Annotated in this window: 13 protein-coding genes, 1 pseudogene and 1 riboswitch; of the genes and pseudogenes, 7 read left to right on the plus strand and 7 right to left on the minus strand. The window is 58.8% G+C overall.

The window, feature by feature from the left end; genetic code table 11:
- Positions 1 to 36: 36 nt before the first annotated feature.
- From EN869_RS31900 to EN869_RS31910, 3 genes are read right to left on the minus strand one after another with little or no spacing between them, the layout of a single operon-like run.
- Positions 37 to 1092 (minus strand): hypothetical protein, encoded by a 1056-nt coding sequence (locus EN869_RS31900; RefSeq protein ID WP_126057630.1) that lies wholly within the window; start codon positions 1090 to 1092, stop codon positions 37 to 39.
- Positions 1089 to 3155: a hypothetical protein gene (locus EN869_RS31905; protein ID WP_126057629.1), complete on the minus strand. Its 2067-nt coding sequence runs from the start codon at positions 3153 to 3155 to the stop codon at positions 1089 to 1091. Before EN869_RS31905 ends, EN869_RS31900 begins: the two co-directional genes overlap by 4 nt.
- 2 nt (positions 3156 to 3157) lie before the next feature.
- On the minus strand, positions 3158 to 4615 hold the full coding sequence (locus EN869_RS31910; RefSeq protein WP_127230880.1) for a metallophosphoesterase: 1458 nt from the start codon (positions 4613 to 4615) through the stop codon (positions 3158 to 3160).
- Between the two features lie 59 nt (positions 4616 to 4674).
- Between EN869_RS31910 and EN869_RS31915 the strand changes: the two genes are divergently transcribed.
- Positions 4675 to 5004 carry a hypothetical protein gene (locus EN869_RS31915; RefSeq protein WP_186815491.1) on the plus strand — a complete coding sequence of 110 codons (330 nt, stop codon included), beginning with the start codon at positions 4675 to 4677 and terminating at the stop codon, positions 5002 to 5004.
- Between the two features lie 21 nt (positions 5005 to 5025).
- Here EN869_RS31915 and EN869_RS31920 read toward each other — a convergent pair whose 3' ends face one another.
- Positions 5026 to 7710 (minus strand): AAA family ATPase, encoded by a 2685-nt coding sequence (locus EN869_RS31920; RefSeq protein WP_126063811.1) that lies wholly within the window; start codon positions 7708 to 7710, stop codon positions 5026 to 5028.
- A 671-nt stretch (positions 7711 to 8381) separates the two neighbouring features.
- On the opposite strand from EN869_RS31920, the gene EN869_RS31925 reads away from it, so the two are divergent.
- The 3 genes from EN869_RS31925 to EN869_RS31935 are packed head-to-tail and all read left to right on the plus strand — an operon-like array spanning position 8382 to position 18113.
- A complete protein-coding gene (locus EN869_RS31925; RefSeq protein ID WP_126057627.1) occupies positions 8382 to 14345 on the plus strand; it encodes a DUF3320 domain-containing protein in 5964 nt (1987 codons plus the stop codon).
- 13 nt (positions 14346 to 14358) lie between these two features.
- Positions 14359 to 15483: a DNA repair exonuclease gene (locus EN869_RS31930; RefSeq protein ID WP_126057626.1), complete on the plus strand. Its 1125-nt coding sequence runs from the start codon at positions 14359 to 14361 to the stop codon at positions 15481 to 15483.
- A complete protein-coding gene (locus tag EN869_RS31935) occupies positions 15480 to 18113 on the plus strand; it encodes an ATP-binding protein (protein ID WP_126063810.1) in 2634 nt (877 codons plus the stop codon). The genes EN869_RS31930 and EN869_RS31935 overlap by 4 nt, the downstream gene beginning before the upstream one ends.
- A gap of 21 nt (positions 18114 to 18134) precedes the next feature.
- Here the strand turns inward: EN869_RS31935 and EN869_RS31940 are convergent, their stop codons facing one another.
- The 3 genes and pseudogenes from EN869_RS31940 to EN869_RS35325 all read right to left on the minus strand — a co-directional run bounded on the left by EN869_RS31940 (position 18135) and on the right by EN869_RS35325 (position 20223).
- The gene (locus tag EN869_RS31940; RefSeq protein ID WP_126057625.1) at positions 18135 to 18512 is read right to left on the minus strand and encodes a DUF5615 family PIN-like protein; all 378 of its coding nucleotides are present in this window, start codon (positions 18510 to 18512) and stop codon (positions 18135 to 18137) included.
- Between the two features lie 4 nt (positions 18513 to 18516).
- Positions 18517 to 19167, minus strand: a complete 651-nt coding sequence (locus tag EN869_RS31945; RefSeq protein WP_126057624.1) for a DUF433 domain-containing protein — start codon at positions 19165 to 19167, stop codon at positions 18517 to 18519.
- Between the two features lie 533 nt (positions 19168 to 19700).
- Positions 19701 to 20223 (minus strand): annotated as a pseudogene (locus EN869_RS35325) (SMC-Scp complex subunit ScpB).
- An 898-nt stretch (positions 20224 to 21121) separates the two neighbouring features.
- On the opposite strand from EN869_RS35325, the gene EN869_RS35710 reads away from it, so the two are divergent.
- The 3 genes from EN869_RS35710 to EN869_RS31965 form a co-directional block, all read left to right on the plus strand.
- Complete coding sequence (locus EN869_RS35710) at positions 21122 to 21583, plus strand: hypothetical protein (protein WP_306283303.1); 462 nt, start codon at positions 21122 to 21124, stop codon at positions 21581 to 21583.
- A 662-nt stretch (positions 21584 to 22245) separates the two neighbouring features.
- The gene (locus EN869_RS31960) at positions 22246 to 22473 is read left to right on the plus strand and encodes a hypothetical protein (protein WP_245454713.1); all 228 of its coding nucleotides are present in this window, start codon (positions 22246 to 22248) and stop codon (positions 22471 to 22473) included.
- Positions 22474 to 22594: 121 nt separating this feature from the next.
- Positions 22595 to 22711, plus strand: a riboswitch (TPP riboswitch).
- 103 nt (positions 22712 to 22814) lie between these two features.
- Positions 22815 to 23883 (plus strand): phosphomethylpyrimidine synthase ThiC (locus EN869_RS31965; protein ID WP_189342947.1); only part of this gene is annotated, 1069 nt, incomplete at its 3' end.

Here is a 23883-nt window from a genome sequence, read left to right on the forward strand (position 1 = left end):
ACTGGGACCATGATGCTACTCGAATGCAAGATCGTGTCAGAACGTCCCGGGAAGGCTGCAGGCAGGGGATGTCAGGTCAATCAGCCTATAGATATGATACCGCCCATTCGCTGAGACTTCACGATGGGCATAGGAGGTGGGAATTCGTGCCTTGAGATGGACGCGGCTGTCGGAGCAGGCGAGCACGGCAGCAGCGATGGCCTGAACCTTCGGGCCGCTGACAAAAACGTTCACCACCGCACGCGAGCCGAACCCGTCGAGATACGTCTCGAAAGCATCGAGGTGGGCCATCAGCCCGAAAGCCTGGATGTCGCGAACTTCGCCATCTTCGAGCCGGTGGGTTTCACGTACCTTGGCCACCTGTTGATCGAGCAAAGCATCGATATGCGCATTCTTCTCGCTTCTTGGGACGAGGAGCGAGATCCGTTCCGGACTGACGATATCGATCAATCCGTAGAATACGTCGGCATCTCCTCCGATCCCCACGAGCAGGACTTTCTCTTCGCCCATTCCTCCGCTGCCTTGAAGATGAGGGACGGTGACGTATCGGTCCAAGCCGCTGGAAAAATCCTCTTTGCCGATCGCGTTCCCGTAGATACCTTCGGCGTACCCGAATTCGAGAGACTGAATCGACATTTTCTTGAATGCCACCGCAATCAGCCATTGGATGTAGATTCGCGGCATCGTCGAGCACTCGACGAAAACCTTCCGCAGGCTTCCTTCGTATGAGCCACATGAAGCGGCCATCTGAGTGAGCAGGTGATCGAGGAGATTGATGTTCTTCTGATACTCGATGGAAGGCTCGAGGGTGATCGCAGTCACTTCGACGCCCCATCGGGTACCCATAGCGATGAGCTTTCGCCGGTTTTCTTCGACGGCTGGGACGTTCGCTTCCTTCAGAGCAAAGTCCAGAACCACGATTTTGCCGACCTTCAGGTCAAGATGGTTTTCGAACGCGGCGAAACGCGTTTCCCATCCAAGCGCGACGATCGCGATATCTGCCTCCATCGTTTCGCAGGTACCTGCATCTCTCGCCTTCTCAGTGACGGCCAGATGGCCGAAGACTCGATACTCGACAGTTGAAGCGGTCATTCGAGATCGCTCTCGAAAAGCGAGTGCTGGAATTCGGTCTTGAGTGCGGGCCGCGCGACGAGCTCCTTAAACACCGAGTCGGCCCAGTCTTCTGGGAGCCGATGCCTGGTAAAAAGCAGGTCGACCATCTGCGCCGCAGGGATTGTGTTGATTTCGTACGGGCCGCGATAGGAGAACCCGAAGTAAGGTGCAAATCGCCGATGCAATCTGATCAGCATCTCCTTCGATGCGGGGTCGGCGCGGTCCACCTCAAAGTTGCCGGCGGCGGAGACCTCCCGGATAAACCCATCCCTTTCCGCCCGACGCAGGACCTCGTCCAGTTTTCCGCTGGGTTGCTCCAGTCGGTTCACCAGCGAGCGCATTTCCTTTAGATCAACCCTGAAAATGCCTCTCTCTGTCGTTCCTAGAGCATTTTCTTCGGCAAACTCTGTCTGGAGGCGAGCGGTCAGGTAACCCAACGCCCGCACCATGCGCACGCTCTCTTCTTCGTACGGATGTGAAAGCGCCTGAAGTCCATCAAGCTTCCGTTGAGAGGCGGCGTTCACAGCCTGTCTCTGCTGTTCGAGATGAATCTGTAAATCCGAGTTGATGAATTCCACCAGTTTTCGTGGATCACTGGAACTCGGAACACTGCGGCGGAAGATCTCTCCCATTATATCAAGGAAATCGCGTATACAGACGTCGCTCAATGATGTGATGATCTGGTGCCCTACGTACGGGTAGTCATGCAGACGCAGCATCTGGCACGCTTTCAGAAAAGCCCATCCCTGTTTCCGGGCGATCGACCTCTTCAGATTTGAAGCATCCGCCTTGCTCATGGGCCGGCGCTTGATTTCCGGGTTCATGAGCGCGAGCGCCAGCCCTTCGGCATAAGGGCGCGCTTTTCGATCAAGAAGGAATTGCTGCTGATCCGCCGTCCTCAAATTCACGGAGAGGAATTCACGTGCTGCATCAGCGAGTGCCACAAGCTCTTCTCTGCCCTCGGAATGACCCGATATGATAACCCGCTCGATGATGTCATTGACGGAAAGCCGCCCCAGCCGGTTTTTGAGCGAAAACGCGCTGAGCGCATCGTTGCGCTTGAGATCACTCCGCAGATGGTCAGGAAGCGCATAGTAGAGCCGAAGCGACGACACGTTCTCGCACAGCGTGGCGAACTCCCTCGGATCGACTGAATCAAGATTCTCGACGTCCCGGTCAGCATTCGAGAGCGACTGGCCGGGTATGATCGTCCGGATCGTGTCGTAAAGGCCGCCGATGTAGGCGAGGACCCATTTCACATTGCCGCGCGTCTTCCTCACCAAGGTGTTCAGGAACTGCTGTTGGAGCGGTGTCAGTGCCTCACAGTCGTCAATCAGGATCTTGAAGAAGGGCGCCCTGTCACCGGCGAAAGATGGGCCATTTAAAAGTGGGGTGATCGCGGTCGCGACCTTGTTAATGATCGCGCCAGGGTCTGTCGCTCTGAAGCCGGTCGCTCCCTCATCGGCGGCAAAGAAGAACGCGTTGAAGCATTCGTCGACGTACCGGGTTATCCCACCCCGCAGCTCATCTATGCTGAAGAAGTCGAGACGGGCAGGTTGGGGTATGAAGTGCAGCACTTCGCGATGCAGTGCCAAGGCGACGTCCCTATCTTCAGAGGCCCGGTATTTCAAGTGGCTGTCGCGTCTGAGCTGGCTGATGCTCTCGAGCAGGCGTTCGACTATCTTCAGCTCCAGATAGTGAGAGAAGATTACGAATTGCCGCGGGATCACGGCGGCCGTGTCGAAGCGTATCCGCTCCGGAATGAGGTTCAGAACCGCGTTGTCGATTAGGGGCGAAAATGTCTCATTGAGCTGGAAGAAGACGCCATACCAGCCGAGCTTGCCGACTTGGTCCGCGAGACTTTTGTCTTCGAGGATATGAACTGTGGAAAGCGAGCGAAGAATACTGGTCTTGCCGCTGCCTCTCGTCCCTGCGACGAAGACCGGCTTGGCGGCGGCAGAAATCAAGGCCGACTTCTGACTGAACCACAGTATCGGGCGACTTTCGTACTCGATCCTGTTGGGGCCGAACGGATTCTCCATCTCTATTCGTCCCTTACCTTAATGCGCCAAGCCGAGTTTGCCTTCGTGAGGCCGTCTATCTCGACGAAGCGCGCCGCTTGGAGCATCAGAAGAGAGTCTTCCAAATCTAGCCCGAGCTCGGCGGAGGCGGCAATCTCAGTGATCTCGTCCCAGAAGAGTAACCCATTCCCGCGCCTGGTGGCATGGTCGCGCAGTCGGCGCATCAGGTCAAACGTGCCGTTGTTCAGAAAGGCCTTGCCGTTGGACATAGTCGAGATGAAGCAATGTTCGCCTTCCATGACCGTCCCGTCGGCGACATTGGTGCGGTAGGGTATAAGTCGGATGCCGACGAGCTCTCCCTGATCGGTCGTGAAGAAGACGAGCTCATTGAAACCTGACTGTATCTCTGGTGCTGAGATGCAGATCAATTTGCCGTCCGGAAACCTTGGATCGTTGACGATCTCGACCGGATCGGCATGTATGTGTCCATGCAGGTAGACGATAGGCTTGTTGCCCTGCAGCAGCTGAGTTCTGACAAATCCGCTGTTGAGCATCTCCGCGTATGGCGTAATGCGCGGAGTCTTTTGTGGCAGCAGATTGTGATGGCCGATCATGATGCCGTAACGCATGTCGGGCTGCTGGAGCAATTCCTGTAGGCCTGCAAGCATCTCACGCGAGATGTATGGCGTGTCCATCTGACCGTAATACTCGTCGTCGGACGCCTCCTTGTCTGGATCGCTGGGAGGTGTCGCGGGCGAATGTCCCGAGGTGTCCGGCGAGCCGAGATCTACAGGTTCTGTAGAAGGACCGAGTGCCTCGAGACGATCACGAAGGAACGCGGGAAGGTTCTGAAGCTCCCAACTGCCTATCGCTGTGTTGACGAGGATGAAGTTTGCGCCTGCGGATCCTGTCGGAAGTCTGAAGTGCACGGGTTGGTCCACGGGAACGGTCTGCCAACCCAAGCGGGCGGCTAAACTCGCCATTTCGCTGAATTTCTCAGTCGGTCCAAGTTCGCGCGCGTCATCACGGTTCACATCGTGATTTCCCGGTACGAATATCAACGGAAGCGCCTTTGAACTGCGCCCCTGTGCGCGGCAGAGCAACGTGAAATGCTGGAATGCCGAAGCAATGAAAGTCTTGTCGCCACGGCTCGTGAAATCCCCCATGAAGGCGATCGAATCCAAGGGCTTCGAAGTCGTCAGCCGCCGAAGCTTCGTCAAGACGGCACGCAGCGAAGACGCGCGTAGCTTCTGCGTTATTTTCGGAGCGAACTTGCTATCCTTGGCATCGATGTTGCTAGAGGAAGGATGCCAATCCGGATAGTGAATATCGCCTACTTGAAGGATTCGCACCCGTCGCATAACTCGCCCCCCCGCCGAGAGCCATAGACTAATCCGTTCGCTTTTGCCAAGCGCGAAACGATCATCCGACCGCATCGCCTGGAAAGCGCGTTTATCTTTTTGTTGGTAATGGAGAGGCACGACGCAATTGTGCCCCCGGTTGCTTGTCTGCCCACCAAATGGGCACTCAATCTGGGCGCATGGCTTATGATTTCTCGAGTTTGTCCCATAACGAGTTTGAGGATTTGGCCCGCGACCTCGTAGGTCGCGAGATCGACAAGCGTTTCGAGGCCTTTCCCGAGGGACCGGACGACGCGATGGATGGTCGACATGCCCTTGCCGGCGGCGACATTGTGCAGGCGAAGCACTACCAGCGGTCAGGCTTCTCGGCGCTGAAATCCAAGATGAAGAGCGAGCGCACAGCCATTGATGGCTTGGCGCCCTCGCGATACTTCCTCGTCACGTCGGCTTCGCCCGCGGCAGGCGGACACCGGCATGCGCAGCAGGATGAAGCCAGTGAGGGCCAGTAATACACGACAATAGTCATTAGGCTAGAGTACAGTCGCCTTGGGAGGCTGTTCGAATTCAATCCGGCGCTTTTCGGCATCCTTTTTTCGTTTGGTGGTGTCGATACGATATTGGTCAATTCCATCAAGATCGCTCTTCATATCGTTTGGTGTTGGAACTGGAATGGCCTTGGCGGACGCCATGTCATGTCCAGAACGCTCCGAAACTCGCTTCATGGCCCAATAGATTCGCTTGTGGTCTTCGTCCTCGACCACCACACCCTTCAGGCTCTGTGTCTTGACATCGCTGTTAAATCGCTCGACGACTTTACCGAGCAGGATTTCTTCAACGAGCCTCTCCCAGGTTTCCCGAAGATCGCTGTAGAAATCCTTCGCTGACCTTCGCCAAGCATCGGTGGTGAAATCAGTGGCGCCGTCGAAGCTCTTCAGGCGCGTCTTGAGAGTCTCGATGCGCTTCGTGACAGACTGTGCGATCCACGGCTCGTCAGTTTCGCTAATCAAGCCAAAACCGGCAGATTCGGACTTGTTGATGTAGTTTCGAACAAGGGGAATCGGCGGATTGGCCTGCGCAGCTGCGTCAACCACCTCGTTGAAGAACAGAAGATTATGGGTGAAAATAATAATCTGACGTCCTGTGGCCGCTTCTTTTACGAGCCTTGCCGCGACCCGCCTGATCCGAACATGGTCGAGAGATGACACGGGGTCGTCGATGATCATGCCTTGACGCGATGTGTCTCCTCCGACCTCGGCTAAGAAACAGGCCAGGGCAAGCGCGCGCTGCTCTCCTTCGCTTAAGACCTTGCTGTTTGAGATCGCTTTTGCCGCGTTGAGCCCGACCTCGAAATAGCTCTGCCCATCTTGACTACGATCATTAACTGCGAACGGGATGTGCGTTAACGCCAGAGTCTCAATCTCGGCGACGACGCGCTTTTCGAGATCCTGCATGACGAGGCTTCGTCGAAGCGACGTCATCTGCCGTGACACCGAGCCTGTTTCGACAGCATCGCAGCATGAGAGAAGCTTGCGCCGCTCTTCGAGATTCGCCAAGCGCGCGAGAACGATGGTGAGATCGTCGCCCAGTTTTTTCCGATCCTTGAGTGTATCGCGACGAGCTCGATCGGTAGCGCGGTTCCCGTCGTCGGCCGCTGCCTTGTCGTCCGTCAGCGCTTCGGCCTCTAGCGCCTCCGCCTCCGTTCGGAGTTTCGATGCAACTGGCGCCGCAAGTTGCGGGAACGCAGCGTACTCGGACAGCGCAGCCGCAACGACAATTGCATCACGCCTTTTACCTGCCTCGACATAATATGCCGAGATCAGGGCCACCATCGCCTTGCGTGCGGCGGACAGATCGCCAAACTCTCCGAGAGCCGCCTCAACCGCCTCCCCGGTCGCAATGGTGAGTCCTTTGATTTGGCGCAGGGCCTCTTCATGGGCAATAGATGCGACTTGCGCCGCCTTATTTGCGGCGCCCGTTACGAAGTCATTGAAGGATTGGATCCGCCCCGCGGCGTCCGCCGTCATCGGCTCCTGGCAGAGCATGCAACGATCGCCTTCCTGATCTGGCAAGTGCTGATGATCGATGCCAGTGACGCTCGCTAAATAGGCTCGTGCATGGTCGAACATATACCGCCAGGGAGAAAGCCCAACGCCGCTCAACGGCATAGTCGCGAACGCTCCTGAGGCGGCAAGTTGTGCAGCCTGCGCTGTAGAATCGGCTGTTGCATATAGATTGCGATAAATCTCGAGGGCCGCCGCTGAGAGAGCCGCGTCGATCTGTTCAGATGCAGTCAGCAGTTTTTCCAAGGCCGCCTTGGCACGCCGACGCTTTGTCGCCATCGTTGAAGGGTCGCTTGCCAGAGCCTGTTCGAGGCCAGCGAGATCAGCCATGTCCTGCTCTGAGAGGGCAGCGAGGTTTTTGATTTCGGCTGCGGAAGGCATCACGTCCTTTGACTTGATTTCGAGACGAGCCAGCAGCTTTACGACCGCGCCGGCAGCTGTGTACCCACTCGGCAATGGTGTCTTTAGGTTCTTTTCGATCGCTTTGATTTCTTCCCGGAAGTCGGCTTCGAGCTCGGTGCGGTGACGTCCATGGCTTTCGAGAAGCGCGATGGCTGCGGGCAGAAAACCGATACGGTTTTGCTTATCGACGTAGAGGCGAGCGTTCGCGGAGTCGAAAACGGAGATCCGTGCAATTGACGCGGGGGGCAGCGTTCCGTCCTTCCAGGTTATGGGGGTCGGTTCCGTAGCACCCTCTTCGAGAAACCGGACAAGCACTTCGGCTGGCGGTTTGGTGCCGATCTCGAACACGTTGCCAAGAAGATCATCCGCCGTCAGACTACGGCAAAGCTTCTTCGCGATCCGGCAATAGCCGCTCTTTCCGCTTCCATTGTCGCCGTAGATAATGGTGATGCCATCGGTGGCGAAACGCAGTTGCTGCTCTTCGGCGAGGCGGTTCAAATGCTTGACGGGGCCGAGTGAGCAAAGCACCGCGCGCGGCTCGTTCGAACTGTTGGCCCTCAAATGCTCCGCCGAGAGCGGAGAGCATTCGGGCAGATCAGCGGTAAATCCACCGACGTGGCGGACCCGAGCTGTTACACCGGCCTTATCCTCCTGCTCGAGGTTGAAGCCCGGCCGCGCGGCGTGTCTTCTTAAGGCATCCCTAATCCAGTCGGGCTGCTTATCCGCCCATTCCAAAAGTCCAACCTCGGCCATTCCTGCCCCCCGAATCTTACCATCATTATACTTATTGATTAGTCCAGATTCGATGAATTCGCTTGTCTGGACAAATTTTCCTCGCGATCGCACATAGAGTGCTGGAGATGTACCCAATAAATGACCTCCCCCCGCGCCGCTAGGTCAGCAAACAAATGCTTCAGCGATCAAACGTCTCCACAACGACATCAGCAATCAAAGGCATTGGACCGCGCGCACGAATTTAGGTAGCCGGCAACGCGTACGAGGAGATAGAGCTGGAAGTGCGTGCCTTTCGATAGTCTATGGGCGGAATTCGACCGCCTCACCGATAGGCCGATCGAGGTTCGCCGTCACTGTCGGGCTGGGTCCGAGTCCGCGATAGGCGCCACGACAGCGCTCGCGATAGGCGCGCAACGCTTGGTCCATGGCGCCCGGACCGCCACACATTTGCGGATGACGTCCTGCCCGTCTTGGGTTTCAGCAGCGTGCGCCGGCGCTCCGATTTCCGCGACTTTTGGATCCCCTCCAATCGTGACGACCGATTATCGCCTGTCTCCATTTCGACCGTTATCTGGGCGGTAACACTTTTAGAAATCTATGCTGCTGGACATAAGCGGCGACCATACCGAGAATTTACTTTCAAATTCTGGCGGCAAAGTTCTATCGTAAATGAAAATAGGGGATGGGGTATGGAAACGAGTTCGGAGACTGGCGATGCTGCCGGTATATCAGCCGCGCCCGTAATAGAAGTCGTGGCGGACATCGCCGCCAGCTTTACATATGCGTCCTTCCAAAATGCTATTCCGGTGATCCGGTCTATCGCGCTCAACAACCCGACCCAGCAGGGTTTCGAAAAATGCACTCTCGAGCTGACATCGAACCCCCCTTTTTTGCGCGCCAAAAGCTGGACAATTGATCGGATCGTTGCTGGCGACCGGCTTCCCTTAAGCGATCGAAAAATCGATCTCGACGCCGGCTATCTGGCCGGTCTCAACGAGGCTGAGCGCGGGGAGATAACGTTGCGCCTAACCTCAGGAGGCGCAGTGCTGGCCGAGCAGCGCGTTGCGGTGCGCCTGCTTGCCCGCGACGAATGGGGTGGCGTCGTCGATATGGCGCAATTGCTCGCCGCATTCGTCATGCCGAACGACCCGGCGATCGCAGGACTGCTGCGTTCCGCAGCGGAGCTGCTCGCAGCGCATGGTCATCCTTCCAGCCTCGATGGCTATCAAAGCGGCAATCCGCAACGCGCATTCATGCTGGCGGCCGCAATTTATTCGGCCATTGCTGGCCTATCGCTGCATTATGCAGAGCCACCTGCGAGCTTCGAAAGCCGCGGCCAAAAAATTCGACGTCCCTCAATTATTACGGCAGAAAAGCTGGCAACCTGTCTCGATACCAGTCTGTTATTCGCGTCCGCCCTGGAGGCGACGGGCTTGCATCCCGTCGTTTTGATGTTTCAGGGACACGCGGCCGTCGGCGTCTGGATGACACAAAGGACGCTCGCCAACGCCATTGAACCCGATGCCATGGAGGTCCGCAAGGCGCTGGCATCGCGCGAACTCATCGTGTTTGAGACGACAGGCGTGACGCATCGGCCGGCGATGACGTTGGAGGCTGCCCAACACGCAATCGAACAGCGGCTCGACGAAACGCAGGTAGCCACCTTTGTCGCAGCCATCGATATACGCCGCTCGCGCAGCGGCGGCATCACACCGCTTGCTTCGCACGAACCGACGCGCCGCAGCGTGGATGCAGAGGCGGCAACCGAAATCGCGTTGCCGTTGCCAGCCGCACCGGCCGTGGTAGCCCTGCCGGTCGAGATCGTCGAGGTAAAGCCGACGACAGCGGCCGGACGGATCGACCGCTGGCAGAAAAAGCTCCTCGATTTGACACTGCGGAACCGCCTGCTCAATTTTCCGGACTCCAAGAAGACAATTCCGTTTCTTTGTACTGACGTCGGCTACCTCGAGGACCGTCTGATGGCAGGCGCTTCGATCCGGCTGATTTCGCTCCCCGAACAGAATCCACTGGGCGAGCGGGATGCTGTCCTCTATCGCGAGGTGCACGGACGTGACCTCCAGCGTGGCTTTGCCGCGGAAGCGCTTCTGCGCGACGAGCTCCCGTCGACGCTCGATGGGCGTCAATTGGAATCCCGGCTGATCGATCTTTACCGGCAAGTGCGCAACGATTTTGCCGAGGGCGGCGCGAATACGCTCTTCCTGGCGGTCGGCTTCCTGCGCTGGAAGAAGAAGGCCGAGGACGAGCGCAGCTATCGCGCGCCATTGCTGCTCGTACCGGTCAAAATCGAGCGCCGCAGCGCAACATCGCATTTTACCTTGCGCTTCCATGAAGATGAACCGCGATTCAACGCAACCTTGTTGCAGTTTCTCGAACGCGACTTCGAGCTCAAACTGCCACAGTTTTCCGGTGAGCTGCCCGAGGACGAAAGCGGCGTTGATGTGCCGAGGCTGCTCGGTCTTATGCGCCAGGCAGTGCGCGACGTCCCCGGCATGGAGGTGGTGGACGAGACGGCGCTGTCGACCTTTTCCTTCGCCAAGTTTCTCATGTGGAAGGATCTGGTCGAGCGTACCGATGCGCTGCGCGAAAACCGTGTCGTGCGCCATCTGATCGACACGCCGGAGATAGCTTTCGAGGGCAATGGCGCATCATTCCGCGACGAGCGCGAACTCGACCGGCACTATGCCCCGTCCGACATGGTTTTGCTGCTGCCGGCCGACTCCTCACAGACCGCCGCAAGTCTTGCCGCCGCTGAGGGTCGCGATTTTGTCATCATCGGTCCTCCCGGCACTGGCAAGAGCCAGACCATTGCCAACATGATTGCCAACTGTCTTTCAGTTGGCAAAACCGTGCTGTTTGTGGCCGAGAAGACGGCGGCGCTCGATGTGGTGTATCGCCGCCTGCGCGAACATGGCCTGGGCGCGCATTGTCTCGAACTCCATTCCAGCAAGGCGGACCGACGCAACTTTCTCACCCAGCTCAGGATCAGCTGGGAAAGCGGCGTGCGCGTGGACGCAGCGGAGTGGATTGCGATCAACGAGCGGCTTCGCGTCCGTCGCGACGAACTGAATGCCTATGTCGAAGCGCTGCATCGGCACCATGTCAATGGTCTGACGCCTTATCTGGCGCTCGGCATCGCTCTCAAGAACAAGCGGCAGCACGCTCCGAGATTGTCCTGGCCATCGCGCGATTCCCATGACGAGGCAAACCGGCTGGCGCTGGAGCATATTGCCGCCGAAACAGGTCTCGCATTTCAGTCGGTGGAGATGCGGTCGGTCTTGCGTCTTATAGATGTCACCGAGTGGACGTCAGGCTGGCAGGACAATTTGCTCGAAGGGGCAAAGACCCTCAAGAATGCGTCCGAGGTTCTAGCGACCGCACTCGACGCCTTCCTGGTGAGCATCGGCCTGCGCGCCAAAGGCGACGCGTCAAAAGCGGAGCTCGAAGCGCTGCGAAAACTAGCAGCGGCACTCCAGGACAGTGCCGGCTATGACGTCAGCATTGTCTTTGATCGAGATTTCGCCCAGTTGCGGGGAGCCCTCGCCACTCTCAATGAGGCAATCGGAGACTATCGCAAGTCTCGCAAGGACCTGTCGGCCCGCTATGACGAGGCTGCCGTTGCGCGCATACGGGTGGAGGACATAGAGCAGCAATGGCAGCAGGCCGCTTCTGCATTCTGGCCAAACAGTCAGTTGGGCAAACGCAAAGTCCAGAAGCTGCTTCAAGGCTATGTCACAGAGGGGGTAGCCGATCCTCAGCACGACTTGCTGCTGTTGCGCCTGATGCAGGACCGCCGGGCCACTGTCGAAGCCAACATCCTATCTGGGAAGCCGATCGGATTTGCCGCACTTGATACCGACACCCACCGTATCGATCAGATACTCTCGATGGCCGAAAGGCTTCGACAGACGCTACGCCTGCCCGGCCTCGGCACGGAGGATTTCAAAGCGCTCCTGCAAGCAACCGCCCCGAGCCTGCGAAGCGGTGCAGCAGATAGCACGATGCGCTATGGGGCAGCCCGCTTCCTTGCGGCTTCTGCAGCATTCGAGGCTGCCAAGACCCAATTTGCGATCCCTGCTGGAAAGACGCCTTCTTGGGCAGAACATGATAACCCGCTGACCGAATTGACGACTGCGATGGGAGACTTGCTCGACGCCCGTCATCTTCTCCGGGACTGGACTTCGTGGTGCGGCATTCGTCGCAGGGCTGTCAGTCACAATCTGGGAGCGTTGGTCGACGATATCGAGGCGGGTCTAGTGCGACCAGCTGAAGCTCAATCCGCGTTCCGCCTGGCCTATGTACGCTGGTGGCTGCCGGCCACGCTGGATGCCGATCCGGTGCTGCGGAATTTCCGTCGCTTCCAGCACGAGCACGCCATCGAAGATTTCCGGGAAATCGACGATCTTGTCCGCGCTCAAGCAAGCCTTCGCGTCATCAGTGCCATCGCTCATGGTTTGCCGGCTGTGCAAGGCGTCCCGCGCAATTCCGAGTTGGGCCTGTTGCGCCATCAGATGGAATTGCAGCGGCCCAGCCGGTCAATCCGCGAGATGATTGGCGCGATGCCGACGAGCTTTGCCAAGCTCGCGCCGTGCATGCTGATGTCCCCTCTTTCAATCGCTCAATATCTACCGCCCGACCAAGCCCTGTTCGACGTGGTGATTTTCGACGAAGCATCGCAGATCACCACCTGGGACGCCGTCGGTGCCATCGCGCGAGCCCATCAAACCATAATCGTAGGCGATCCCAAGCAGTTGCCGCCCACCAATTTCTTTGGCCGCAACGAGGAGGACGAGGAAGTCGTCGAACACGAAAAGGATCTTGAGAGCATTCTCGACGAAGCCAAAGCGGCCGGCATCCCGGTACGTGACCTGCGCTGGCATTATCGTAGCCGCAATGAGTCGCTGATCGCCTTTTCCAACCATCACTACTATCAGAACCGGCTCATCACATTCCCTTCGCCAACGGTGGAAGATCGGGCAGTTCAGCTGCGAAAAATCACGACCGGCATCTATGACCGTGGCAAAAGCCGCACCAATCGAATCGAAGCCCAAGCGGTAACCGACGAGGCGGTCAGCAGGATGCGGCGTTGGCTGGCCCTACCGGAAAAGGACCGACCCACGCTCGGAGTCATCACTTTCAACGCGCAACAGCAGTCGCTCATCCTCGACCTTTTCGACAAGGCACGCCAGACAGAGCCGGAGCTTGAATGGTTCTTTGCCGACGAGCGTATTGAGCCCGCCATCGTCAAGAATCTGGAAAATGTCCAAGGGGACGAGCGTGACATAATCCTGTTTTCGATCACCTTTTCGCAAGATAATGCCGGCAAGCGCAGCATGGATTTCGGCGCGCTGAATCGGGACGGCGGCGAACGCCGGCTGAATGTCGCGGTGACGCGTGCGCGGCAGGAACTGATCGTATTTTCAGGTTTTGCCGCCGACCAGATCGACCCCAACCGAACCAAAGCGATCGGCGTACAGCATCTCAAAGCCTTTCTCGATTTTGCCGAACGCGGCGCTGTGGCATTGCCAGCGCAGGAACGCGGATCGGTCGGAGCCCTGGAATCCCCTTTCGAGGAGGCCGTCGCTGCCGAGCTTGAGAAGCGCGGATGGACCATCGTTCCTCAAGTCGGCATTTCGGGCTTTCGAGTGGATATAGGGATCCGGCATCCCGATCTCGCCGGCGCCTATCTGGCTGGGGTCGAATGCGACGGCGCGACCTATCACAGTTCTGCCACGGCGCGAGATCGAGACAAGGTCCGCGAGCAGGTCCTGCGCGGCCTCGGGTGGAACATTGTCCGGGTATGGTCAACCGATTGGTGGTTTGATCTCGAAGGTTGCACCGAGAGGCTTCATGCCAGCCTGGCCGCGCTGCTCGAGGAAAGCCGTCGCAAACAGGCTGAACAACAGGAAAGTGAAGCCGCGATCCATTGGGACATGGGACATAAGGTCGACCCCATGGACCCATTGCCAGCCGAAGACCTAGCATCGGCCGGCGAACCGGAACATCCGTCGATAAAATCAGAGCCAGAACTTGTCGCCGCTCCCCTCGCGACGGGAGAGCGCCCATCGGCATCTGCAGGAATTTTGCCTGCGGCCGCGCATTCGACGCATGATACCGTACCGACGGGCGGCCGTTATCGCCTGACTGATCTAACCGGATTTTCCACCAGCCCGGATCAGTTTTATGACTTCGTCTACCGAGGCACGCTGCGGTCCATGGTCGACGCGGTGATCGAGCAGGAAGGACCTCTGCGAGATGACGTCCTTGCGCAGCGCATCGCACGGGCGCATGGCTGGCTCAGAACGGGCAACAAGATTCGGGAGCGGATCGACCTGCATCTGCGCGAGTTCGATAGAACTGAAGAATCCAGCGGCAGCTTCCTATGGAAGAGAGGGACGGTGGTCGACCTGCTTGATTATCGCATGCCGTTCGATGCCGATGCCCGCCGGTCCATTGCCGACATTCCAATCGCCGAGCTGGCCGCTGTCGTCGTTGCGAACGAGGACATTCTGGAACAGTCCGACCCCGCTCTCGACCTTGCACGTCTGCTCGGTGTCGAGCGACTTGCGGCGATTTCACGCTCCCGGCTGGATGAAGCCATCGATCGCGCCCAGCGCAACCTGGCATCGACATAGTCTCGGAGACTCCATGTTTCGATTCATCCACAGCTCCGATCTTCATATCGGCAAGCGGTTCGGCAACATGCCAGAGGATCTGCGCGGGCGGCTCCGTGAAGCGCGCCATGGCGCGATCAGCCGGCTGGCAGAGCAGGCACGCGTCCATGGTGCATCCACCATACTTCTGGCCGGCGATACGTTCGATACCGAAACGCCCACTCCAGCGATGTTGCGGCAGGCCATGGCCGAGATGAGCCAGAGCGCGCCTCTGCGCTGGATATTGCTGCCTGGCAACCATGATTCCCTGTTGGCTGATCAATTGTGGAGTGCAGCGGACAGCGTTGTGCCGGACAATGTCCTGCTGGCGACGCGGCCCGAAACCCTGACTATTGGCGCGGACGTGGCGCTGCTGCCTGCACCTTGCACCACCCGCAGACCCGGTCGCGACCTTACCGAGTGGATGAACAGCGCCGCGACGCCGCAAGGCGCCATCCGGCTCGGCCTTGCTCATGGCGCTATTCAGAACTTTTCCGAAGATTCAGCAGCGTCCGATGTCATTGCACCAGATCGCGCGACTAAGGCCGGCCTCGATTATCTGGCACTTGGCGACTGGCACGGACCCGTCACCATCAATGAGCGCAGCCGTTATAGCGGTGCGCCCGAACCTGACCGTTTCAAGCATGATACACCCGGTCAGGCCCTTGTCGTTTCCATTGCCGGGCCTGGCGCCGTGCCCGAGATCGTGGCCGTTGAAACAGCTAGCTTTTCCTGGAAAACCGCTCCCCTGCATCTGCTGTCTGGCGACGACAGCGCCGCGGCATTTGAAGCGTTGCTTCCACCGGCTCATCTGCGGCGTCAGACTTTGCTGCGAATTGCCGCGTCTGGCCGGGTGCGGTTAAGTGGGCGAACGATCCTTCAAGCGGCGATCGCGGTAGCCGCGCCCGACTTCGCCTATCTGGAACTGGACGGGGACGGGCTCGCGACCGACTGCGAAAGTGGCGATTTGGATCGGATCGACCGCTCTGGTGCCCTTCGCGAGGCAGCGCAGGCACTGTTGGATGAAAGCAGCGACGAAACCCGGTCGGCTGTCGAACGCGACATATCGCGAGAAGCACTGGTTCGGTTGTTCAGCTATTGCGAGGCGATGGGATCATGAAACTTACGGCCCTTCGGCTCCACAACGTCAAACGGTTCGCCGGGCAAGGCGTCGCCATCGAAAACATCGGCGACGGCGTCAACGTGCTTTGCGCGGTCAATGAGTTCGGCAAATCAACCTTCTTCGAAGCGCTGCACGCACTCTTTTTCCAGCCTCACACGGGCACACCCGAAGGCGTGCGACTGTTGCGGCCTTACAGTGGGGGCAATCCGGTGGTGGAGGCCGACATCACCACTTCAGAAGGACGCTATCGACTTGCCAAGCAGTTTTATGGCGGCAGGCTGGCCAGCGTTATTGACCTCGACGGCGGGCGACTGTTGGCTCAAGCCGATGAGGCCGAAGCCTTTATCGGCAAACTAATCCATGGCGGAAGCGCAGGACCGGCAGGATTGCTCTGGGTTCGCCAAGGGGTCACCGGCATCGAAAGGCGCAGCAAAAGCGAGGAGGACGGCGAAAAACGCGTGCGCGAAAGCCTACTGTCCTCGGTTCAGGGGGAAGTTGAAGCCCTGACCGGCGGGCGACGCATGGCCGAAATCGCCGCGGCATGTGAAGAAGAACTCTATAGCCTGGTTACGTCAACGCTGCGTCCCAAGAGCGGCGGTCTCTATGCGGCAGCGCTCGACGAGCGTGACAAGCTGGTGAAAGACGAGCAGCGTCTCAGCGCCGAAGTCACCGGTCTGCGCGATTCGCTCGACAAGCGGCGCATGGCGTTGGCGCGTCTGTCTGAGCTTGAAAACCCCGAAGAAGGCGCCACTCGGCGGGAAGCCATCTCGGCCGCGGAAGCCGCAGTCGAGGCCGCCAAATCGCACAGCGAAGCCTTGAAAGCCGCCGAGGCGGAAGCTGCCCTTGCCGCAATTCACCACGACGCGGCGCAGCAGGCCCTCGATAGTTTTCGGACCGCGCTCAAACGAGCCACGGATTTGCGCCAGCAGTCGACGATTGCGCAGCTTCGCCGCAGTGAGGTTCTCGATCGGCGCGCTTCTGCCATTGCCGAAAACGAACAAGCGATGGGCGAAGTTCAAGCAGCCGAACTGGAAGAGCGCGAAGCACGCGAATTGCTCGCGCGGCTGGATGCGACTCTTTTGGCGCGTGACGCTGCCGAACAACTGGCCGGCTCGGACAACCGGTTGAAACAAGCCGAAGTCGCCAGAACCCAGATCGAAGATGGAGAGGCAGCACTGGCGATGCTGGCGGTGCCGGAACAAGCTGTCGAGCAACTCCAGGCGCTCGAAATCGAGATCGCCAGCCTTCGTGCAGCTCACCTGGCAACCCTGCCGACGCTATGCATGGAATACCGGGACGGCGCCGCCGATTTGGTGACCATCGATGCCAAGCCCTTGCCCCATGCAGAAGACCAAAGCTTTGCTGGCACCGTACGCCTGGATATTGCCGGCATCGGAGCCTTGACCCTGCGATCGAATCGGCCGCAGCAGGCCGACCGGACCATCGAAGACGCCGAAGCGAAGCACCGCAGCCTGCTTGCGTCCCTCGGTGTCGATAGCCTCAGGACGGCACGCCAGCGCCTAGTGGAAGCGCGCGACAAAGCTACCGAACTGGGCTTGGCGCGTCAGCGACTTGCCGATCTCGCGCCCAAGGGGATACAGCAATTACACGAGGAGCTTGCTCGTCTGAGTGCCCTCGGGGCCGGGGACCTCGAACTCAAAGTCGATCCAGAACAGATCCGGCAACATCATGCCGCAGCCGAGCAGCGTGTGGCGACAACACGCAACAGCGTGCGCGAGGCCTTGCCTTTGCGCAGCCATGCCGACGAGGCTGTCATGGCTGCGGAGACGGCTTATGTCACCATCCAGGCGGAACTGACCAGCCTCGAGGTCATATTGGGACCCGATGCAGCGCGCGAGGAAAAGGGGCGCTTGCTGCTCACCGAGGCCACCGCACGACAAAAGCTGCGCGAAGCGGCCGAAATGCGCGCTGCTCCCCTGCGCGACGGCGCTCGCGATCTCACCAGCGCTGAAGCCGTTCTGCGCCGCGCCCGTTCGGTTCAGGATGCCGCCACACAGGAAGCAAGTCAGTTGCGTGTAACCCTGGCCGATCTCAATGGCCATATTCGCACTCGGTCCGACGACGCGGTGGAAGAAGCTTTGCGCGAGGCCACAGAAAAATTGGAAATCGCTGGAGAGCGAGCGAGACGCTTCGAATTCGAAAAAGCCGTCCTCGACCGGCTGCGCACGACGCTGGTCGCTGCGCGCTCGACGGCACGCGATCTTTATCTGAAGCCGGTCATGTCCGAGCTGCGACCGCTGCTTGGATTGCTATTCGATGACATCTCCATAGTGTTCGACGAGAACACACTGTTGCCACAGACCGTTCGCCGCAATGGTCAGGATGAGGATGTCGATAGGTTGAGTGGCGGCATGCGAGAACAGCTTTCGGTTCTGACACGTCTGGCCTTCGCCCGTTTGCTTGCCCGCGACGGCCGACCCACACCGGTTATCCTGGATGACGCTTTGGTTTATTCCGATGACGACCGCATCGAGCGCATGTTCGACGCTTTGCATCGTCAATCACACGATCAGCAGATTCTCGTTTTCTCCTGCCGCCAACGCGCGTTTGCAAAACTCGGCGGTAACATTTTGCAGATGAGCGACTGGCAACCGGGTCGGTCATAAGCGGAGATCGCGCAGCCTCAGCTAGGGCGACGGCAGATCGTATCGTGTTACGATTGCAATGCCGTTTTCGATCTCGATTTCGATAACTTCATTAATCAGGAATTCCTCTGGGCCAAGATCCTCGAGGAGAGCATCGAAGAGCTCTCTCTGTTTTTCAGGCCCGACCTGAGGGACGACGATAATCAGGCCGGCGTGAACCGGTTCTTTGGCATAGAGCTTCCTGAAGTCCTTAGCATTGTTGGTGACGAAGGTGAAATCCTCATCGATAATGAGCGGCATGAGGTCCCAGTCGGTTTCGCCGCTTAGCCCAAGCCAGTTGACGTGGTTTGCTTCATGTCCGCGTTCTTGGGCTACCGCAACCAGAGACGTGTGCAGGCACTCATCGATCAGAAACCTCACGAGGTCACACGCGTCTCGACCTGGCCGACGGACCTGGGTCGCCCTTCAAAACCACGCGCTTCGACGACTTTATTTTCACGCCCTGCTCGACCAGCTTCTTAGGCCGCCCACGAACCGGGTGCGCGGCGACCCACATTCTGGCGAGCTCAATCACGCGCGGCGTTAGCTTCGGATATCCCTCCAGAACCTCCGCTTCATCTGCGCCCTGCGCTAGCATCGTCGTGATCATACGAACAGGGATGCGGGTTCCTTTGAAGACAGGCTCTCCGCCCATCACCCCTTTAACGCGGCCGATGGCGGCCTCCGCTTCATCAAGATCCACGATGCGCGCTTTGAGCTGTTTACGTGCCTCGGCGACGTCGACGATCAGCAGGTCGTCGGCCCTTACGGTCTTGGCCCTTGGGGCAGCTTTGATTTCCTCGAACAGGCGGTAGCGACGATCAGCGGGCAATGTCGCACCCACGCCATACCAAAGCTTGAGCCGCAGCAAATCCTCGCCGGTCAATGCCCGTCGGACGACCCCACCGATGCGCCGAGCAGTGCTTGGCACAGTATCGACAATGCGTTTGTCGATCGCATTGTGCACGGCCTTGATTCCTATCCCGCTGACGGCGGCTGCCTCTGCGGGGGTGTAGATGCGAGCAAGTGTGCCCATTATTCTTCTCCTTATAAAGAATAATATAGGCCGTTTGACCCCCTCCGTAAAGGCACGCGTCTTTGGAATCACGGCGGTTAGCAAAGGCGGTGGTGAGCCGAGAGGCCTCACAAACCCTTGGGGCTCGAGATGGCAGACTCGGCGCAGTATAATTGCGCTAACTATCGAATTTGCAGTTGGCGACAAACGACACACGAGTTCGTCGCGGACTTTTAACTCTGCGAAGGCGCGTCTTCGAGCGCTTTGAAACCCTACACCCATCTGCAGGCCATCTGTATCAAGCTTTGGACCAAAACCGTTTCCATCGCTCACGAGCGTTCTCTCTGGGGGTCTCAAGTGGGGCTTGCCCATGGCCACGAATTTTTGGGCGACAGCGGTGCAGAGGCCGCATACCGCTGCCTGCTTGACGTCGCTGACCGTGTCCATGTCCGAAATTTGCCTACAAATTTCGGACGCCCTTGGGCGCGCTAGATTCGCTATGGAAAGCTGGAAGCACTCGCAAGCCCGGTGGCCACAGCGTCTGCAGCGCCAAGCTATTCCTCCGTATCCAAACCCGCATCCTCATGGCCACTAGCCAACTCTGGCATAATTTCACCAGCAAGCAGCTCATCTCTGCTCAGCAGCCCGGCATCCTCGAGCGCCTCGCAGTCCGGGAGATCGCGAAGCGTGTCGAGGCCGAACTCGAGCAGGACGCTTTTGTCGTCACATAGGTGTAGGGAGCGCCGGGCGTCGGACTGCGCGGGTTCGACGCGATCAGGCCGGTGCCGCAGATGGCCGATCAGGTCGCGACTGATTACTTCCCGAAAACCGACGACAATTCGGCGCGGGTAATCGGCTGGAAGTGCCGATGCACATCAGCATCAGCACGTCCGACCACGTCAGGTCCACGGCACGCCCGCTGCTTCCGCAGGCGCGGATGGCATCGGCATAGGCCGGCCGTGTCAGGTGCTTCCAGCCGCCGGCGACAGCGACGAGGTCATAGGGCCGTCCGCGCAGCTCTCGGATGTCGTCGATGAGAAGGTCACGGGCGAGCTCGCGGGAGAGACTGCACCGCAAGCGCGTCCCGCGCGCGCGAACTGCTCGATCAACTGATCTCAGACGACGACGAATCTCGTCCAGATTCCAAAAGCGGTGGCCGCAGCGGCGCTTTGCGGGCTCGCGTTACCACAGATCGCAGAACTGTGATCTCGCCTTGTGCCCGAGACCGCAATCTGGGCTCGCGACGAAGCATATCGCTTGCGATCATCAAAGGACGCGTCGACGCCGTCGGTTGCCTTTTCCACCGCCGCCTCACACATCGTGTTGGGGCTGAAGAGCTACCTGCAAATCCTCGCAACGGGCGCGGCCGCATCCTTGATTTTACAAATTGACACGTCTTGGTTTTTAGAAAATGCCACGTGCGATGATGGCGCCAAAAAAAAATGTCACGCGAGATGATCATGCCTGAGGTAAATGGTCCGCCAAAGTTGGGAAAGGTATACCGGTTGAATGGTGGATAGGTACGCCGGATAAAAAGGGCTTCGGGTTCCGGAAGACGAACTAATCGACGGATAGGCGCTGCTCGTGAGGGAAACTGCATGCGCATTACGGTTATGACCATCCAGGGATGTCGGATATGATCTTGAATAGTGACATTGCAGGCCAAAGAGCGGCCGAGAAGCTAGCAGAGGGCCTGAAATCGCAGGGCAAGCAGCAATACGAAGAAAGGTCGAGGGAACGCGAACGAGATGTGTCTCGTTAGGTCGCACGTTGCACCAGGGGTGCGTCGGAAGGCACTCCGCCGTGTCCTGAAGAGGTAGCCTGCACTTGAGAATAGCCACGGTGGTACCTTATTTTCGGCTGTGAAGCACACGAGACCCGCGACGTGAGACCCAGTTGCTCAATACCCAGTTGCTGGGTGAGCGTGCATGACTGCCAACGGAAGGTCTTGCACGCACCCTCGCGATCTTGAGCAATGGTCGCCATGACTTTCTTCTTGCAGGCTTTTGAGTGGCCCAGCCTGCAATCACCAGACCCCACCGACTCTAAAGAGCGTGGCAGACGGGATAGTCGAGGTTGCCCGGCACAATTACGCTCAAGGCTTGCGCCGCCCAGAGGACACGCTGAAAAGGCAGCATGGGCGCGCAAGCACGCCATTCACGAGAGGTTCGACATGAAGACTATGCAAGAAAAAGACATTCCGGCATTCGTGCAAGCAGTTGTGGAGGCCGGCTGCAACATTTGCGCGATTGGCAACTTGGGATATGTCTTTGGCGATGCTGATTTGACGCCGGCGCAACGGAGGTCCGTCGAGCCACAGCTGCGCAGGATTGCTGAGATCTACGGCGAACGCGATCATCTCATGGACGAGATAGCTGTATATCTGCGGTCGATCGGACGCCATGTCGAGGTTGAGCCGAAGACAGGTGTTTCCTGATGGCCGCGATCGATCGCGTTCCGTAGTCGCCATTTCTATTGGGTAACGAGCAGCCGTCTTCCAACCTCTGAAACAAAAAAGAGGTGACCCCCAAAGGCCGCTCTCGAGACCGCAAGTCTGAGCCGCTAACGCATTGCGATAACCAGGCTGTCCGAACTGGGCGTCGATGCCTTCCTCGACCAGGTCGCGGTAGGCGGCGATCTCATCTACCGCATGCATAGCCAAGCCAGAGAAGTTTTCGGCAGCGGAATTCTCGGTCGCTTCCCCTTTTATGACTAGAGGGTGCGGCCGATCCGGCCGCGACGATCTCGCAGGGATTGCCATATACGGCAACACGAACACCGGCGGATCAATACTCGGATAATGGCGGCCGGCTATGTAGCGATCGATCGCGCACCAACATATCAATGCAATAGCTTAGTTGCTTTCAAAGGCGGGTCTCTACGAACTGCAAGCAAGCTAAACGATTGCGTCAACTCTTCCTCGCAGAGCGAAAACTCCGCGCCCACGCGATTTCTCTGCTGGAACAGCGGCACATCCTCAGCGCCAGGACACGGCCGCCGCCGTCGGGTTTTACGAAGCCGGTGATTGCATAAGTTGCCCGCAAGATATCATTGGTATCGGGAACGCCGCCGATGCCGCATCCTGAATAGAGCGGCCGCTTGCACCTGCCAGCCCGACGACCAGATCATATCTGCAACTCCATCTACCTGGACGTGGTGCAAATCACCTCGCTGAAGCCGCAAATCGTCGCCTTCGACCAGGATAACCACATCCGTGACCGCCTGAGCTACTCGGTCGATCTCGACGCACATGGCCGATACAGTTTTTCCATCCTTCACGAAGCGAATGAGACTTTGGCCATTCCAGCCCTGGTCTACGGGGCGTGACTTGTCCCCGATGCATGCGCGAGCTCTCCGCTCGGCCGGCCGCCGGACGTCGCCACCGGCCGAAGGCGCCCGAAGGCGCCCGAAGGCGCTTGACAAAGCAGCACCGGCCCATTCAACTTGAGGCATTCACCAGGGGAGTCCCGGTAAGGGGCTGAGATACTGCTGGCTTTCGCGGCGCAGTGACCCGTTGAACCTGATCCAGTTCATACTGGCGTAGGGACGGTGCAAGCGCTTTGCGGGAGTTTACGCCCGAGGTCCTGCTGCAGCAGGTCTACAGAAGCGTCTTTTCATCCTTCCGGCACAGAACTGGGTCTCCAATGCATGAGCAAAGGAGCCTCACGATGAATGCCCTCACCCCCGCCGTGTCGACGGGACCACTGCCCGCCTCGCGGAAAATCCACAAGCCCGGCGTCCTCTACCCGCAGATCAGGGTGCCGATGCGCGAGATTTCCGTCCATCCGACGGCCGGCGAACCGCCCGTCACCGTCTACGATCCGTCCGGCCCCTACACCGATCCATCAGTCCAAACCAGCATCGAAAAAGGCCTTGCCCGGCTTCGCCACGAATGGGTCACGGCGCGTTGCGATGTCGAAGCCTATGACGGCCGCCACGTCCGGCCGGAAGACAATGGATTCGCCACCGGCGAGCGCCTGACACCGGAATTTCCGATACGCAATCGGCCGCTCAAGGCCAAGCAGGGCAAGGCGGTGACCCAACTTGCCTATGCGCGCGCCGGCATCATCACGCCAGAAATGGAGTTCGTAGCCATCCGCGAGAATCTCGGCCGCGAGGTGATGCGCGGCAAGCTGCAACGCGACGGCGAAGCCTTCGGCGCGGCGATCCCAGATTTCGTCACACCCGAATTCGTGCGCGACGAGGTGGCGCGCGGACGCGCAATCATTCCCGCCAACATCAATCATCCCGAGAGCGAACCGATGATCATCGGGCGAAATTTCCTGGTGAAGATCAACGCCAACATCGGTAACTCGGCTGTCACATCGTCGATGGCCGAAGAGGTCGAAAAGATGGTGTGGGCGATCCGCTGGGGCGCCGATACGGTGATGGACCTGTCGACCGGCCGCAACATCCACAACATCCGCGACTGGATCGTGCGCAATGCACCGGTGCCGATCGGCACGGTGCCGCTCTATCAGGCGCTCGAAAAGGTCGGCGGCATCGCCGAGGACCTCAACTGGGAGGTCTATCGCGACACGCTGATCGAGCAGGCCGAGCAAGGCGTCGACTATTTCACCATCCACGCCGGCGTGCGGCTGCACTACATACCGCTGACCGTCGACCGGGTCACGGGCATCGTCTCGCGCGGCGGCTCGATCATGGCCAAATGGTGCCTGCACCATCACCGGGAGAGCTTCCTCTACGAGCATTTCGAGGAGATCTGCGACATCGCCA

It is taken from the genome of Mesorhizobium sp. M2D.F.Ca.ET.226.01.1.1, from assembly GCF_004022705.2.
In the GTDB taxonomy this organism is placed as follows: Bacteria; Pseudomonadota; Alphaproteobacteria; order Rhizobiales; family Rhizobiaceae; genus Mesorhizobium.

Excerpts from the sequence above, each read along its gene's own strand:
- EN869_RS31935 (WP_126063810.1), top strand. The coding sequence starts at position 15,480 with ATGAAACTTACGGCCCTTCGGCTCCACAACGTCAAACGGTTCGCCGGG.
- EN869_RS31900 (WP_126057630.1), bottom strand. The coding sequence starts at position 1,092 with ATGACCGCTTCAACTGTCGAGTATCGAGTCTTCGGCCATCTGGCCGTC.
- EN869_RS31930 (WP_126057626.1), top strand. The coding sequence starts at position 14,359 with ATGTTTCGATTCATCCACAGCTCCGATCTTCATATCGGCAAGCGGTTC.
- EN869_RS31925 (WP_126057627.1), top strand. The coding sequence starts at position 8,382 with ATGGAAACGAGTTCGGAGACTGGCGATGCTGCCGGTATATCAGCCGCG.
- EN869_RS31905 (WP_126057629.1), bottom strand. The coding sequence starts at position 3,155 with ATGGAGAATCCGTTCGGCCCCAACAGGATCGAGTACGAAAGTCGCCCG.
- EN869_RS35710 (WP_306283303.1), top strand. The coding sequence starts at position 21,122 with ATGGTCGCCATGACTTTCTTCTTGCAGGCTTTTGAGTGGCCCAGCCTG.
- EN869_RS31945 (WP_126057624.1), bottom strand. The coding sequence starts at position 19,167 with ATGGGCACACTTGCTCGCATCTACACCCCCGCAGAGGCAGCCGCCGTC.
- EN869_RS31915 (WP_186815491.1), top strand. The coding sequence starts at position 4,675 with ATGGCTTATGATTTCTCGAGTTTGTCCCATAACGAGTTTGAGGATTTG.
- EN869_RS31920 (WP_126063811.1), bottom strand. The coding sequence starts at position 7,710 with ATGGCCGAGGTTGGACTTTTGGAATGGGCGGATAAGCAGCCCGACTGG.